The 14,387-nt window shown below is 70.0% G+C and carries 13 protein-coding genes; all 13 read left to right on the forward strand.

What is annotated here, in order from left to right:
- Positions 1–61 precede the first annotated feature (61 nt).
- The 13 genes from EV292_RS16190 (at position 62) to EV292_RS16250 (ending at position 14,362) form a co-directional block, all read left to right on the forward strand.
- Positions 62–499: a phage tail tube protein gene (locus EV292_RS16190; RefSeq protein ID WP_132910273.1), complete on the forward strand. Its 438-nt coding sequence runs from the start codon at positions 62–64 to the stop codon at positions 497–499.
- Between the two features lie 2 nt (positions 500–501).
- Positions 502–939, forward strand: coding sequence for a GTA-gp10 family protein (locus EV292_RS16195; protein ID WP_132910274.1), 438 nt, complete (start codon positions 502–504; stop codon positions 937–939).
- A 123-nt stretch (positions 940–1,062) separates the two neighbouring features.
- Positions 1,063–4,779, forward strand: a complete 3,717-nt coding sequence (locus tag EV292_RS16200) for a tape measure protein (RefSeq protein ID WP_132910275.1) — start codon at positions 1,063–1,065, stop codon at positions 4,777–4,779.
- Between the two features lie 10 nt (positions 4,780–4,789).
- Positions 4,790–5,401: a hypothetical protein gene (locus tag EV292_RS16205; RefSeq protein WP_165927151.1), complete on the forward strand. Its 612-nt coding sequence runs from the start codon at positions 4,790–4,792 to the stop codon at positions 5,399–5,401.
- Positions 5,398–6,054, forward strand: coding sequence for a hypothetical protein (locus EV292_RS16210; RefSeq protein WP_132910277.1), 657 nt, complete (start codon positions 5,398–5,400; stop codon positions 6,052–6,054). The genes EV292_RS16205 and EV292_RS16210 overlap by 4 nt, the downstream gene beginning before the upstream one ends.
- A gap of 11 nt (positions 6,055–6,065) precedes the next feature.
- Entirely contained in the window at positions 6,066–6,476 is a 411-nt protein-coding gene (locus EV292_RS16215; protein WP_132910278.1) for a hypothetical protein, read from the forward strand.
- On the forward strand, positions 6,476–9,187 hold the full coding sequence (locus EV292_RS16220; protein ID WP_132910279.1) for a phage tail protein: 2,712 nt from the start codon (positions 6,476–6,478) through the stop codon (positions 9,185–9,187). The genes EV292_RS16215 and EV292_RS16220 overlap by 1 nt, the downstream gene beginning before the upstream one ends.
- The gene (locus EV292_RS16225; protein WP_132910280.1) at positions 9,184–9,756 is read left to right on the forward strand and encodes a hypothetical protein; all 573 of its coding nucleotides are present in this window, start codon (positions 9,184–9,186) and stop codon (positions 9,754–9,756) included. The genes EV292_RS16220 and EV292_RS16225 overlap by 4 nt, the downstream gene beginning before the upstream one ends.
- The gene (locus tag EV292_RS16230) at positions 9,756–12,647 is read left to right on the forward strand and encodes a hypothetical protein (RefSeq protein WP_132910281.1); all 2,892 of its coding nucleotides are present in this window, start codon (positions 9,756–9,758) and stop codon (positions 12,645–12,647) included. The genes EV292_RS16225 and EV292_RS16230 overlap by 1 nt, the downstream gene beginning before the upstream one ends.
- Before the next feature lie 36 nt (positions 12,648–12,683).
- Positions 12,684–12,980, forward strand: a complete 297-nt coding sequence (locus tag EV292_RS16235; protein WP_132910282.1) for a hypothetical protein — start codon at positions 12,684–12,686, stop codon at positions 12,978–12,980.
- Positions 12,981–13,003: 23 nt separating this feature from the next.
- The gene (locus EV292_RS23160) at positions 13,004–13,774 is read left to right on the forward strand and encodes a lysozyme (protein WP_243693817.1); all 771 of its coding nucleotides are present in this window, start codon (positions 13,004–13,006) and stop codon (positions 13,772–13,774) included.
- The gene (locus EV292_RS16245) at positions 13,771–14,217 is read left to right on the forward strand and encodes a hypothetical protein (protein ID WP_132910283.1); all 447 of its coding nucleotides are present in this window, start codon (positions 13,771–13,773) and stop codon (positions 14,215–14,217) included. Before EV292_RS23160 ends, EV292_RS16245 begins: the two co-directional genes overlap by 4 nt.
- The gene (locus EV292_RS16250) at positions 14,171–14,362 is read left to right on the forward strand and encodes a hypothetical protein (protein WP_132910284.1); all 192 of its coding nucleotides are present in this window, start codon (positions 14,171–14,173) and stop codon (positions 14,360–14,362) included. Before EV292_RS16245 ends, EV292_RS16250 begins: the two co-directional genes overlap by 47 nt.
- Positions 14,363–14,387 lie beyond the last annotated feature (25 nt).

Here is a 14,387-nt window from a genome sequence, read left to right on the forward strand (position 1 = left end):
ACCCTACCCAACAACCTCCGCCCCGCCTCGCCCGCGGGGCTTTTCGCATTGGAGAGACACGATGGCGAAGAAGCTTGGTAACGACTACCTGCTCTGGATCGAGAGCGCGACCGCCGGGACCTTCAACGTGGTGAAGGGGCAGCAGAACCTGTCCGTCAGCCGCGACGCGGGCTCGATCGACACGACCAGCAAGGACGAGTCCGGCTACGGCACCTCGGCGCCGGGTCTGAAGTCGCTGAAGATCTCGCTCGACATGATCCCGAACCTGCCCGACGCGAACGGCTATACGCGCCTCGAGACGCTGTGCAACGCGACGCCGCAGGCGCCCTTCAACATCCAGATCCGCAAGGGCGCGAGCACCGGCACCAACGGCGACGTCGTGTTCGCCGGGTCGGTCTACGGCAACATCGACTCCACCGACTTCGGTCAGAACGAGGCGGTGAAGGCGAAGATCGGCTTCTCGGCCGCCGCAGCGCCGACCACCGACGTCCTCGGCTGATCATGGCCGACGCGAACGAGCTTCGCGGCGAGGTCGACCTGGTGCTCGACGGGCAGAGCTTCGTGCTCCGCCCGTCGTTCACAGCGATCGTCGCGATGGAGAAGAAGACCGGCCTCGCGCTCCTGCAGCTCGCGCAACTCGCCGAGCAGGGCGCTCTCACGCTTGAGGCGCAGGCGATCGTCGTCACCGAGCTCGTTCGAGCCTGGGGCCGCGAGCAGGCCCTCGACGAATACGCATCGGCCGCCGAGCGCGCCCATGTGACCGCGGCGAAGGCCGCGGGGCAGGACGCGATCGCCGAGCTGCTGTTCCCGGTCGGCGTCATGGCGGTGCAGCCGCGCATCGCGCTCGTCCTCGGCCTCGCCGCAACCGGAGGGTGCCTGCCCTCGGGGGAAGCCAAAGCGACGGGGACGATGATCCCCGAGACCCCCGTCGCCGACTAGCGGGCATCGCCGCGGCCGCCTTTCACTGGTCGGCCGCACAATTCTGGTCATCCACGCCGCACGACTTCTGGGCCGCCTTCGAGGCCTGGAAAGCGATGAACACGGCCAGCGAGGAGTGAGGCGATGGCGGGTACCGACGTCAAGACGCTGCTCCTCCAGGTCGACGCCTCTGTCGAGCTGCTGCGCCGGAACCTGAGCGCGGGACAGGCGCGGGTCGACCAGTTCGCCGGCGACACCACGCGCCGCCTAGACGCGGTCGACCGCCGCCTCGGTGAGTTCGGCCGTCCGCTCGCCGGCTTTGGTACGTCGATCGCCGGCGCGCGCCGAGAGATCGCGTCCCTGGGCGCCTCGGTAGCCGATACCGAGAACCGCATCCGTTCGTCGGCCGGCGGCATCAAAGCGGCGCTGCTCGCCTCCACGTCGGGCGTCGCGGCAGCGTTCTCTGTCGACCGGATCAAGGATTATGCCGACGGATACACCCGCTACACGAACCAGCTGAAGGTCGCCGGGCTTGAGGGTGCTGGTCTCGCGAAGACGCAGGAGCAGCTCTTCGAGGTCGCCCAGCGCTACGGCATCCAGCTCGAGAGCGTCGGCACGCTCTACGGCCGCGCCTCGCAGGCGGGCAAGGCGCTCGGCGCCAGCCAGGCTGACTTGATCAAGTTCACCAACGGCGTCGGCGCTGCGCTCAAGGTCCAGGGCGGCTCGGCCGAGGACGCGCAGGGCGCGTTGCTGCAGCTCGGCCAGCTGCTCTCGGCCGGCACGGTCCATGCCGAGGAGTTCAACAGCGTCAACGAGGGCGCGCGTCCGATCCTGCAGGCGGTCGCCAACGGTATCGACAAATACAAGGGCTCGGTCGCCGCGCTGCGCGCCGACGTACTCGCGGGCACCGTCACGTCGCAGGACTTCTTCCAGGGCTTCCTCAAAGGCTCGGGCCAGCTCGAGGCGCAGGCCGCGAAGGCGAACCTGACGATCGGCGCGTCGTTCACGATCCTCAACAACGCGCTCGGCAAGTATATCGGCGAGACCGATGCCGGGCTAAGCGCGACCGCGCGCGTGTCGGCCGCGATCGTCACGCTGTCCAACAACCTCGACGTCGTCGCGCCGGCGCTGGCGGTCGTCGGTGCCGGCTTCGCCGCCCGCTTCGTCGCGGGGCCGATCGCCGCGGTCGCCGGCGAGGTGCTGCTGCTGACGAAGGCGCTCGACGCCGAGAAGGTCGTGTTGATCGGCGGCAAGGTCGCGGCCGCGCAGAAGGCCGAGGCGATCGCCGCGTCCGCCCGTGTCGAGGTTGCCGAGATCGAGGCGACGATCGCCGCGCGGCGCGCCGACCAGGCGGCGCTGCTCGAGCAGATCGCCGGCGAGCGCGCCCTGGCGGCCGAGCGGCGCGCCGCAGCCGTCAGCTATGCCGCACAGAACACCAGCGGCGGCAACCGCACCGTGCTGCTCGCCGCGCAGCGCAAGGCGGAGAACGACGCCACCTTCGCGACCGACCGGCTCACCGCGGCACGGCAGCGCCTGGCCGTGGTCGACGGCGAGCTGGCGGTGGCCGAGGGAGCGCTCGCCGGCGCGCAGGCCCGTTCCGCCACGGCGACGACCGCGTCGACAGCAGCGGCGACGGCCGCGACGATCGCCAGCCGCGCCGCGGCCGCGGCGTCGCGCCTGTTCGCCGGCGCGCTTACGCTGATCGGCGGGTCGGTCGCCGGCGGTGCCGCGGTGCTCGTAATCGGCGCGCTCATCGCCGCCTATATCTCGATGCGCGACGAGGCGGCGAAGACGTCGGCCGAGCTGGCGGCCTTCGCCGAGCACGAGCGCACCGCGTCCGAGACGTCGAAGCTGCTCGCCAGCTATGCGCTCAGCGCAGGCAATCACGTCGCGACCGTCGGCAAGCAGGCGGCCACCGCATCCTCCGGCGTGCGGTCGTTCGCCGGCGCAGTTGGTGAGGCGGCCGAGAAGCTCGACGCGCTCGCCCGCGCGCGGCGCCGCGAGCTGTTCGTCCGGCTGTCGACCGACAAGCTCAACGCCGAGAACGACGCGGCCGCGGCAAAGGATCGCTTCCAGGCGGCATCGGGCACCTTCGACGCCAAGGTCGGCTACATCGGCCACGACGAGAGCGCGCGCACCGAGGCGCGCAAGCAGTACGAATCGGCGCAGCAGCGCTCGCGCACCGCGTCGGCGAGCATCGAGGCGGCCGTGAAGCTGCCGCTTGCCAACTACGTCCGTGAGACCGACCGCCCGGGTGGTCGCGACGTTGACGGCGAGCGCGCGCGGATCTCGCGCGACCTGGCGATCGCGCAGCAGGGCACGAACAAGCAGCTGATCGCCGACCTCAAGGCGCAGCGCTTCGAGCTGACGCAGTATGACAAATATCGGAAGCAGGGCCTCTCGGTCGACGCGGCCAACGCCGCCTCGTCGAAGGATGCCTCCGCCTTCCGGGACTCGACGCAGCAGCGCACCGACCGGGACGCCTCGAAGGCCGCAGGGCGCGCGGCGACCAAGGCGGGCAACGCGGCGGCCGCCGAGAAGAGGAAGGAAGAAGTCGCGGCCCGCGACGCCGCGGGCGACGCTCGAGCCTATGCCGCGGCATCGCGCCAGACGAACGGCGAGATCGCGGTGGCCCAGGCCGAGCTGTCCGGCTCGATCGAAGCGCGCGCCAAGATCGAGAAGGATCGGATCGAGGCCGAGCGCCAGAGCCGCAACGAGGAGCTGATCGAGCAGGCCAAGCAGGGGCGCTTCGGCGTCGGCGACGAGGCGAAGCAGCGCGTGGTCGCGCTCCAGGGCCTCAACGACCAGCGCGCCGGCCTTGAGACCCGGGTGGTCGACGAGCAGCTCGGCCAGCGTCAGCGCGACGAGCAGCTCGCCATCACCCAGGCGGGCCGGCGCAATCAGCAGGACCTGCTCGCCGCGCAGTCGGATCTGGCGACCACCGCGCGCCAGCGCCGCGCGCTCGAGCTGCGGATCCTCGACATCCAGTTCCAGGAAGAGCGCGCGCGGCTCGACGGCGTGATCGCGTCGCGTGACAGCAGCGAGGCCGAGAAGGAGATCGCGCGCCAGCGCAAGGCGATCCTGGGCGACCTGCAGGCGGCCGGCGCGCAGTCGATCAAGCGGCAGACCGCGGGCCCGCTGGACCAGTATCGCGAGCGGCTCCGCGAGAACACCGACGACGTGAACAACGCGCTTGAGGGTGTGGCGGTCGACGGGCTGCAGACGCTCCAGGACGGCCTGGTGGGGCTGGTGAACGGCACCGAGTCCGTCAGCTCGGCCTTCAAGAAGATGGCGGCCAGCATCATCGCCGACCTGGCGAAGATCGCGATCGAGAAGGCGATCGTCTCGGCGATCGGTGGCAGCTTCGGGGGCTTCGCCAAGGGTGGCAAGATCGAGGGTCGGGCGACCGGCGGCCGGATAGAGGCGAAGGCTGCCGGCGGCCGGATCTCGGGCCCGGGCACCGGCACGTCCGACAGCATCCTCGCCATGGTCGACGGCAAGCGGCCGCTCCTGGTCTCCAACGGCGAGAGCATCGTCACGGCTGAGGCAACAGCGCGCTGGTGGCCGGTGATCGACGCCATGAACAAGGGCACGCTCCAAGGCTTCGCAACCGGCGGTCGCGTCGGGAACACGCCCGGCACCAGCCTGCGCCTGCCAGCGGCACCGCAGATTGCCGGCGTCAGTGCCGGCGGCGCCGGCGGCACGATCAACGTCCGCGTCGCGCTCAGCGAGGACCTCAACGCCACGATCGACAACCGCGCGATCGGCGCGGCGGTCGAGGTCTTCAAGGCCGGCGCGCCGCAGCTCGTCGACGCGGCCTCCGCGCAGACCATGGCCGCAATCGGCCGTCCTACTATCTGAGGCTCATCCCATGGCCGTGATCCAGCCACCCGCGCGGCTTCCGCTGCGCGGCGTAAAATGGCGCTGTCCCGAACCCGCGAGCGTCAATCGCTCGGGCTGGACCAACACCAGCAAGGTCGTCGGGCTGCCCGGCGCCGCGCTCTGGAGCGCGACCGGCACCTTCGTGACGCAGGTCGGTGAGGGGAGGGCGCTGCGCTGGCGCGGCTTCTTCACGTCGCTGCGCGGCCAGCGCAACAGCTTCCCGCTCGTCGCGATCGAGCGCGCACGGCAGACTGCGGCGGCCAACCCCCAGGTTGCCGCCGGCGCGGGCAGTGCCGACACGCTGCCGCTCAAGGGCCTGCCTGCCAGCACCACTGTGCTGCTCGCGGGCGAGCTGATGACGGTGCCTCTGCCGAGCGGCCACAAGCGGCTGGTCTGCCTAACCCGCGACCTGGTCAGCGACGGCGCCGGTACCGCGATTGCGCTGTTCGGGCCCGAGCTGAGCGAGATCCCGGCGCAGAACGCCGTCGTCGAGATCGGCGAGCCTTACGCGCTGGTACGCCAGACCAGCGAGGCGCCGGGCTGGGACGTCGACGTCGGCCAGACCTATACCTTCCCCTTCGCGGTGGAGGAGGCGCGTTGAGCCGCCCCGACGCCAATGCCTCGGCCGCGCTCGATCGCCAGATCATCCGGCCGGTCTTCTTCGTCTACCTCGACGTCCTCGGCGACCCGCTGCGCGCCTGCACCGCCGGCCGCTCGCTGCTCGTCAACGGCACCGGCGACGCGGATCTCGACGGCTTCGTGTTCGACGGCCTGGACGCCACGATCGTCGACATCGGCCCGGTGCGCGCCAAGGATGGCGGCTCGGACGCCGTCTCGGCGAAGCTGTCGGGCTTGCTGACGCTCGACAACGAGCTGCTGAACCTGATCGGCGGCGCGGCCAACTGGCAGAGCCGCACGGCGCGGCTGTGGCGGATGATCCGCGACGAGGACGGCATCCAGCGCGGGGCGATCCAGCACTACTACACCGGCTACATGACCGCGCTCTCGATCGAGGGCGACCCGGCCGTCGGGCAGACCATCAACCTCATAATCGAGGGCTATCTCGCCGCCTACAGCCAGGCGTCGGGCCGGACGTACATGGATCAGGCGCTGTACGATCCCGCTGACCTCTCAGCGAAGGCCGCGATCGCGATCGCCAACGGCAATAGCGGCAGTCCGCTGACCAGCAACACCGCGATCACCTTCTCGAGCGGCAGCGCCATGAGCGCGGCCGCCATTCGACAGCTCCTGTGATGGAGGCCGCCATGCTCGAACGCCTGCCCGAGTGGGAGCAGCTGCTGCATGACTATGTCGCAGACCTCGAGGGCGCGGCCTTCCGCTGGGGCGAGCTGGACTGCGCGCTGTTCGCGGCCGGCGCCGTACTGGCGCAGACCGGCGTGGACCTCGCAGCCGCCTACCGCGGCCACTACAGCACCGCGCGCGGCAGCGTGCGCGCGCTGCGCCGCTTCGGCGACGGCACGCTCGAGGCGACGATCGACGCCGCGCTGCCACGGATCGAGCCCGCCTTCGCCCGCCGCGGTGACCTGGTGATGGTCGACGGGATGGCCGGCGTCTCGATCGGGCCGCGCGCTCTGTTCGTCGGCGACGTTGACGGCGCGCCCGGCTGGGTGAGGCTCGAGCGCAGCGCGTGGTCGATCGCCTGGAAGGTCGGCTGATGGGGAAGGCGCTTAAGTTCCTCTACGGCCCGGTCCTCGGCGTCATCGTCGACGGCAAAAAGGGCCTGGTGCGCGGCGCGATGAACGCCGTAGGTTTCCTGATCGGCGGCCCGACGTTCGTGGCGGCGCAGATCCTCAGCGCCGGCGCGTCGCTGCTCTCGGGCAAGCCGAAGTCGCCGGCGGGCCTGTCGTCGACCAGCGATCGCCTCACCGTGTCGATCAACACGCGCGAGCCCCGCAAGATCGTCTTCGGCACGACCGCGATGGCGACCGACCTGCGCGACCAGGAATATTCCGACAACCAGACCTACCTGCACCGATTCATCGTCGTTGCGTCGCACCGGGTCACCGCCATCCGCGCGATCTACTTCGACGACAAGCTCGCCTGGACCGCGGCTGGCGGAGCGCAGGGCGAGTTTCAGAAGTGGCTGCAGGTGACCCCGGTGCTCGAGGGCAACGCTGCGAACGCGATCAACCTCGGTCCGCGCATGGGTAGAACCCGGCGCTTCACCGGCTGCGCCTACGTCTACCTGCGCTATCAGATCCTCGACACCTCGAAGAAGAAGGTCGACTCCGTCTTCAACCAGTCGATCCCGAGCCGGGTGACGATCGTCGGGGACGGCGCCTCGGTCTACGATCCGCGCCGCGATAGCACGGTGCCCGGCGGCTCGGGGCCGCAGCGTGCCGACGATCAGTCGACCTGGGCGTGGGATGACAGCGCGTCGCGCAATCCCGCGCTCTGCACGCTGTTCTATCTGCTCGGCTGGCGGATCGCCGGGCGCCTGGCGGTCGGCAAGGGCATCCCACCCGAGCGCCTCGATCTCGCCAGCTTCATTGAAGCCGCCAATCTCTGCGACGAGCCGGTGATCCGCTCGGCCGGCGGTACCGAGCCGCGGTACCGCTGCGACGGCGTGATCAGTGAGGGCGACGCGACCGACGCGGTGCTCGACAACCTCAAGGCGTCGATGAACGCGGTGCTCGACGATATCGACGGGCGCCTGCGCCTGACGGTGCTGCACAACGACCTGGCGGCGCCGATCGGCAGCCTCGTCACCGACGACGTCCTCGGCGCCTTCACCTGGTCGCAGACGCTCCCGCTAAACGACAGCGTCAACGTCATTCGCGGGGGCTACGTCGATCCGTCGACGACGTCGCTGTTCCAGCTCGCCGACTATCCCGAGGTCTCGATCGCCAGCCGCGACGGGATCGAGCGCTCGCAGACCCTCAATTATCCACTGGTGCAGTCGGCAAGCCAGGCGCAGCGGCTCTCCAAGCAGCGCCTGCAGCGCATGATCTACGGCGGCACCTTCACCGCCACCTTTCAGGCGACCGCGTGGAAGTTTCAGAAGGGCGATGTGATCCGTCTGACGTTCCGGCAGCTCGGCTGGGACCGCAAGCTGTTCCGCATCGCCGACATGGCGATCCAGGTCGACGGCAAGGTGCCGATGATGCTGCGCGAGGAGCATTCGGCGATCTATGCCTGGGACGGTAGCGATGCCGCGCCGGTCACCGGCGCCGAGCCGACCCGCTACGACGCCTCGCTCTGGCCGCTGATCCAGGGGCTGACCGACGCCGGCAAGTCGGCCGAGTGGCCTTCGATCGGCGACCCTGACAACACCAAGCCGCAGGACAACGCCACGGTGGGCGCGCCGCCCGGGACCAACGTCGGCGACCGCGAGGCGCAGGAGCTGGTCGCCTCAGTCGACATCAACACGAAGTCGATCCTCGAGGAGGCGCTGCGCCAGGACGATCTGCAGCGGATCTTCGACGCGCGCACCTTCGTGCAAGGGCAGCCGGTCGGGCCGATCTTCATCGAGTTCAAGGAAGCGCAGGACCTGATCAACGCCAAGGTCGCGACCGACCTGAGCCTGATCGGCTATCGCACCACGAACGGAACCGGCTGGGTGCTCAATCTCGACACCGTGCGCTTCGGCAACGACGGCACGTCGCTCGCGCGCTCGCTCGAGGAGGTCGCGGTCGCGACCGTCAACTCGAACGCCACGATCACCACGCTCAACGAGGCGCTGATCGGGCCGCAGGGCGGGGGCTATGCCAAGTCGATCGTGCGGGCCGACGCCGACGGCGTGTTCGCCGCCTTCTCGCTGACCGCGGATGGACCCGAGCGGCTGGGCAAGATGGCCTTCTTCGCCAACGAGTTCGAGTTCGTGGATCCGTCCGGCGGCAACCCGCTGCGGGTGCTTTCGTACAATGGCGCCGAGCAGCGGTGGGAATTTCACACCGATGTCTATGCAAAGCGGCTCGTCGCCGACAGCATCGAGACGAAGAACCTCCAGCAGTTCGCGGTGAAGCGGCCCTACTACACCCAGACCGCGCAGAACGTGGCACTGCCCTACTCGAACGGCTCGGTGATCATCGCCCAGCTCGTCACGAACAAGGATCTCGCGGAAAGCGACCTCGAGGTCGCCTGGATGATGCGGATGCGACCGGGCGGCGGGTACGCCGGCTACTTCCAGCTCGAGCGCAACGGCATCGTGGTCGACCAGACCTGGTATTGGATGACCACCGCCAACATCAGCAACATCAACAGCGTCCGTTCGGTCATGCCGAACCGCCTACGGATCTACGACGTGCCGAAAGGTACGCACACCTGGACCCTCCGCTTCGTCTACTTCGGACACGATGGCGGCACCGGGACGGGCTTTATCGAGGCCGGCTCCAATCTCTCCGTTGACGAGGCGAAGCGAGCATGACGAGCTTTGCGATCTACGCGGCCGGCTCGGCCTCGGTCACGCGCTACGTCCGCGTGCCGACCCGCGAGGAGGCTGAGGCGCAGCTCGCCCCGGGCGAGACCCTCGACGCGGTGCGCGGCATTCCGTGCCCGCCACTCGACGCGCCGGCGCCGCTGACGCTGGCCGAGGCGGAGCAGATGATACTAGGTCAGATCGACGCGCAGGCCGGCGTCGCGCGGCAGCGCTGGCTCACGATCGTGCCCGGTCAGTCGGACGCCTACCGCGAGAAGATGGCCGACGTGGCGTCGATCAGCGGTCTGGGCGGCACCACCGCGCTGATCCTCGCGGCGCTCAAGGCGCTGCCGGCGACCGAGCAGCAGGCGCGCTGGCCGTTCCTCTACGCCGAGATGCAGGCGAGCGGCGCCGCCACGCTGGTCCAGGCGCGCGATGCCGTGACGGCCGCGGCCGCGGCGAGCCGCGCGGCGCGCGCGGAGATCGAGCGGCGCCGGCGCGCGGCGAAGATCGCCGTCCGCGCGGCCAAGACCCTTGCCGCCAAGCAGGCGGCCGCGATCGTCGACTGGAAGATCTGATGGCACTCGACCAGGACCTGCTCGACAAGGTCTCAGCGCTGCTCGGCCGTCGCGACCTCACCCAGCAGGAGTTCTCGGCCTGGTGGGCGGGCGCGGCGGACGGTGGCCTGGCCGGCGACGGGCTATTCCCGGCGACCGACAGCGCCGGCTTCGTGCGCTCGCTGCCGTCGCCGGCGAAGGTGCTCGAGCTGGCGCGCGGCGGCGCGCTGCCCGGCGGCTCTGCGACGATCGCCAACTATCTCCGCGATCGGAAGCTGAAGAACGATACGCCCGGGCTGCAGGCGGCGCTGGACGCCTTCATGCTCGACGACGTCGTCAACACGCTCGTCTTCGACGACGGCGTCTACTCGCCGCATTGGAGCGGCGTCATCCCGAACGGGAAGCGCAAGCGGCTTGTCGGCACGCACAACGCGATCCTCTACGCGACCACCCGCGCGCAGCTCATCACCTGCGTCGCCAACGAGATCTGGTGGGACCGCATCACGGCGATCGGCGCGGTGAAGGTGCTGCTGTCCAAGGATCCCACCTTCCAGACCGAGGGCACCGTCTCGGTCATCACCATGGCGTCGCCCCATCCGGTGAAGGCGGGGCAGCAGGTCAAGATCTACGCCAACGATCCGATCCCCAACCAGAAGACCGCGGACGGCGCCGGCACGCGCCACGAGGGCGAGGACGCCGTCGTCGGCAAGGACAACACCGACGATCCGACCAAGATCATCCTGACGGCGCCGCTTCGCGGCTCCTACACGATGAACCCGCGGATCGCGCTGATGCCCGACGCCGCGCTCGAGATCCACGGCTTCACCGTCAGCTGCGACACCCCGCTGCTCACCGGACCAGGCGCTGGCGTGCGCGGCGCGGTGCAGCTGATCCAGATGGCGCAGCCCGAGGTCATCGGCCTGCGCTGCCGCCAGTTCTTCGGGCCGCTGGTGTGGCTGGTCTCCAACCGGCAGCCGGTGGTCGACCGGCTCCACTTCGAGCGCTCGCCGACGATCCCGACGTCGGGCAATTGGCCCTACGGCGTCAACGACACCTGCAACACGGGGCTCCGGCTGAGCAACGGATCCTTCATGGACATCCGCCACCCGAACGACGCCGGCGGCTACTCCTGTTTCGATGATGATCCCGCACCCTGGAAGTACGGCTCAGCGCGTGACGGCATCGTGAGCCAGTGCGTCGCGCTCGGCTGTTCCAACGGCTTCGGCGTTCACGACGAGGTCGACGGCTACATCTTCGAAGCCTGCATCGCCGCCAACTTCTACGCCGGCGCCAGCTCGGGCGGGCCCGCCTATTCGCCGCGCGGGACCAACATCAAGATCCGCAACTGCATGGACTTCAACTGCCGGCAGGGCATCGCCTTCTCCTGCTACGGACCAGGGAACGAGGTCAGCGGACACCACAGCGAGCGCGCGCAGGTCAGCAGCCTGGCCACCAGTTCGCCGACGGCGAACGATCCCGCCACCTTCGAGCTGACGATCCGCGACAGCTACTTCTCGCACCGCCCGGTCGAGAGCGGCTCGGCGACGATCTACCTGGCGCAGGATTACGACTCGCACGTCCGCTTCGGCGACAACGTCACCTTCGCGGTCGAGGGCGAGACCGATCACCGCCGCGTGTTCAGCTACACGCGCGCGACGATCACCGGGCGTGGCCCGACGATCGACCTCACGAAGGTGCGCCAGCCGCAGGACCAAGTCCGCTATGCCGGCGTCGCCGCGGGCGGGCGCGGGTACCGCGTCGGCGATCTCCTGACGCCGCAGGGCGGGACTTGGTCGCGGACGGCGAAGGTCCAGGTCACCAGCGTCAGCGCGGCGGGCGAGGTCCAGCGCGTCGACGTCTCCGACGTCGGCGCCTACACCGCACTCCCGCAGGGGATCGCCGCGACCACCGGCGGCAGCGGCCGTGGCTGCACCGTCACCGTGTCGGGCGGGCAGGGCGCGACGATTTTCTGGCACCAGGACTACAAGCCGAGCAGCGTCCGCTTCGACCGCGGCGCCGGCGTGAAGGTCATCGCCGGGCCGACCTACGTGAAGGATCTCTGGGGCGGTGCCGTCGACGACAACAACACGCCCTTCGCCGCCGCGGTGCATGAGTTCCCCGACACCTTCTACGAGGGGATCCACAATCTCGGCGGGGCGCATGGCTACAACCCGGCCGGGCTCTACGCCGAGCGCTTCCCCAACCTGAAGCACTCGATCCGCAAGCTCGTGTTCGGCGAGGAGACCGGCTCCTACTACATGGAGATCTCCTACAACTCGGCCACGCCGTCGCTGCCGGTGGCGAACCTCCTCGACCGCAAGATCACGATGCGGATCCAGGGCACCAACTACGACGGCACCGTGCTCACGCCGATCGACAAGACGAAGGTGCCCGGCGATTTCGAGCTCGTGGTGGTCAACGCCACCGCGGGCCGGATCACCTCGGACAACATCGTGATCCCCGCCGGCGAGGCGCTCACCGTGCGCTACTCGTCGCTCGACTCCACGATGGCAGTCGCGAAGACGTGGAGCACGCCCTTCCGGCTCGCCGGCGCGCGATCCAACACCTACACCGTCACCGGCGCCCATATCGGCGGCCTGCAGGCGGTGCGGATGGTCGACGGCAACCGCACGATCACACTCCCCAAGGGCCGGCTCACCGAGTACGACGCGGCGGGCAACGTTGTCGTCAGCGCGCTCAACGTGCGGGTCGGCGACCGGGTCTACTTCGAGCAGCGCAACGCGAACAGCTGGGGCTTTCTCACCGAGAACGGCGACCTGATCGATCCCGACGGCGCCGCCTCGGCCTTCACCCGCTCGGGCGGCCCGGGCACCAGCTGCTACGCGGAATGTGTCTCCAACGTCGACGGCGTGTCGGCGCGCTGGACCATCGGCGGCACCGTCGCCCCCTAAGCCACTACCAGGCCGGCGCGCCGGCGGAGATCCCCCATGACTGACACCCCCACCGCCTCGGCCGTCGTCGTGGCGCCGGCACCCGCGCGCGTCACCTGGCACGGCGTCGCCTCGCTCGTCGTGTCGGCGCTGACCTTCCTGGTCACCCTCTTCACGATCGTCTTCTACGGCGGCCAGCTCACGCGCCAGGTCGGCGACAACGAGCGCCGCACCACCCAGCTCGAGCAGCGCGCCGATCGCGCCGACAGCGAGACCCGCGACCTCGGCAAGATCGTCGCCCGGGTCGACGCCAAGCTCGACCTGCTGCTCGCGCGCTCGCCCGCGCGCGACTGACCTCACCACCGAAGGGAACACCCATGTCGATCCTGCTCGAGCGGGCGAGCGCTGCCGCGCACGCCTGGTCCGTCCGTATTGCCGCGATCGGCGCCGCGCTCTCCGCCGCGCTGCTCGCGCTCGACCCAACCGTGCTGCAGGGCGCCTGGAACGGCATGCCGCCCGAGCTGCGCGCGCTCTTGCCCGAGCACCTGCAGGCGTGGATCGGCCTGCTGCTCTTCGTCGGCGTCACCGTCGCGCGCGCGGTACCGCAGCCGAAGGCCGCGCACCGCCTGGGCCTGCTCAGCACGCCGGCGCCGGCGCTGATGGTCGGGCCGGTCGCGATTGCGCTGCTCCACCACTTCGAGAGCTGCCGACTCTCCGCTTACCGCTGCCCGGCGGGCAAATGGACGATCGGCTGGGGGATGACCTATTATCCCGACGGCCGGCGCGTGAAGGCGGGCGACCGCATCACCCAGGAGCAAGCCGATGCGATGTTCGCGCAGCTGCTCGCCCGCGACTTCGCGGCGCCGGTCATGGCGGCGATCGGCCGCGTGCCCGTCACCGCGCAGCAGTTCGGCGCGATGGTCGCGCTGGCCTATAACATCGGGCTCAAGGCCTTCCGCAGCTCGAGCGTGCTGCGGCTCCACCGCGCCGGCCAGATCGACGCGGCCGCGGCCGCATTCGGCCTCTTCAACCTGGTCGACGGCAAGAAGAGCAGCGGCCTGGTGCGCCGGCGCGCGGCCGAGGCCGCGCTCTACCTCGGCGACTTCGCCGAGCTGAAGGCGCGGACCTTCGGCAAGGTGACCGCGTGAAGGCTGCCGCGCTGCTCGAGCTGCTGCGCCGACTCGCGCCGCTGCTGACGATCGCCGGGCTCGCCGCGGCCGCGCTCTACCTGCGCGCCGAGCTGGTCGACGCGCGGCACGATCTGGCGCTCGAGCGCAGCCAGGCGACCGCCGCGGCCGAGCGCGCGCGCCGCGAGCGCGCCGAGATCGTCGCGGCAAGCGCGCAGCGCGAGGCGAAGGCGACGTCGACCTTCGCCGACCGGCTCGCCGCGCGCGAGCCGCTGATCGTCCACTCCACCGACACCGTGAGGGAATATGCTCAGACTGACGCCGGCCGGGCTCTGTGCCTTGGCGCTGACCGCGTGCGCGCCATCGATGCGCTCGATGCCGCCCGTCCCGGTGCGGGTGCGGCCGCCGGCCGCGGCGATGGAGCCCTGCACCCTGTCGCCGGTTCTCCGCCAACCGGACGGTAGCGCGACCTCGGCCGACGCCGAGGGCACGATCCGCAACCGCGGCTTCGACGTGTGGAGCTGCGACGACAAGCGCCAGCTCCTGATCGACGCATGGCCCGAGGGCGTGCTGCCGACGACGCTCGGCGAGCTTGCCAAGCCGCGCTGACCCGCCTCTTCGTTTCATCCAGGAA

Source organism: Sphingomonas sp. BK235 (assembly GCF_004345855.1).
Classification (GTDB): domain Bacteria; phylum Pseudomonadota; class Alphaproteobacteria; order Sphingomonadales; family Sphingomonadaceae; genus Sphingomonas.

Excerpts from the sequence above, each read along its gene's own strand:
- EV292_RS16190 (WP_132910273.1), top strand. The coding sequence starts at position 62 with ATGGCGAAGAAGCTTGGTAACGACTACCTGCTCTGGATCGAGAGCGCG.
- EV292_RS16195 (WP_132910274.1), top strand. The coding sequence starts at position 502 with ATGGCCGACGCGAACGAGCTTCGCGGCGAGGTCGACCTGGTGCTCGAC.
- EV292_RS16200 (WP_132910275.1), top strand. The coding sequence starts at position 1,063 with ATGGCGGGTACCGACGTCAAGACGCTGCTCCTCCAGGTCGACGCCTCT.
- EV292_RS16205 (WP_165927151.1), top strand. The coding sequence starts at position 4,790 with ATGGCCGTGATCCAGCCACCCGCGCGGCTTCCGCTGCGCGGCGTAAAA.
- EV292_RS16215 (WP_132910278.1), top strand. The coding sequence starts at position 6,066 with ATGCTCGAACGCCTGCCCGAGTGGGAGCAGCTGCTGCATGACTATGTC.
- EV292_RS16220 (WP_132910279.1), top strand. The coding sequence starts at position 6,476 with ATGGGGAAGGCGCTTAAGTTCCTCTACGGCCCGGTCCTCGGCGTCATC.
- EV292_RS16225 (WP_132910280.1), top strand. The coding sequence starts at position 9,184 with ATGACGAGCTTTGCGATCTACGCGGCCGGCTCGGCCTCGGTCACGCGC.
- EV292_RS16230 (WP_132910281.1), top strand. The coding sequence starts at position 9,756 with ATGGCACTCGACCAGGACCTGCTCGACAAGGTCTCAGCGCTGCTCGGC.
- EV292_RS16235 (WP_132910282.1), top strand. The coding sequence starts at position 12,684 with ATGACTGACACCCCCACCGCCTCGGCCGTCGTCGTGGCGCCGGCACCC.
- EV292_RS23160 (WP_243693817.1), top strand. The coding sequence starts at position 13,004 with ATGTCGATCCTGCTCGAGCGGGCGAGCGCTGCCGCGCACGCCTGGTCC.
- EV292_RS16250 (WP_132910284.1), top strand. The coding sequence starts at position 14,171 with ATGGAGCCCTGCACCCTGTCGCCGGTTCTCCGCCAACCGGACGGTAGC.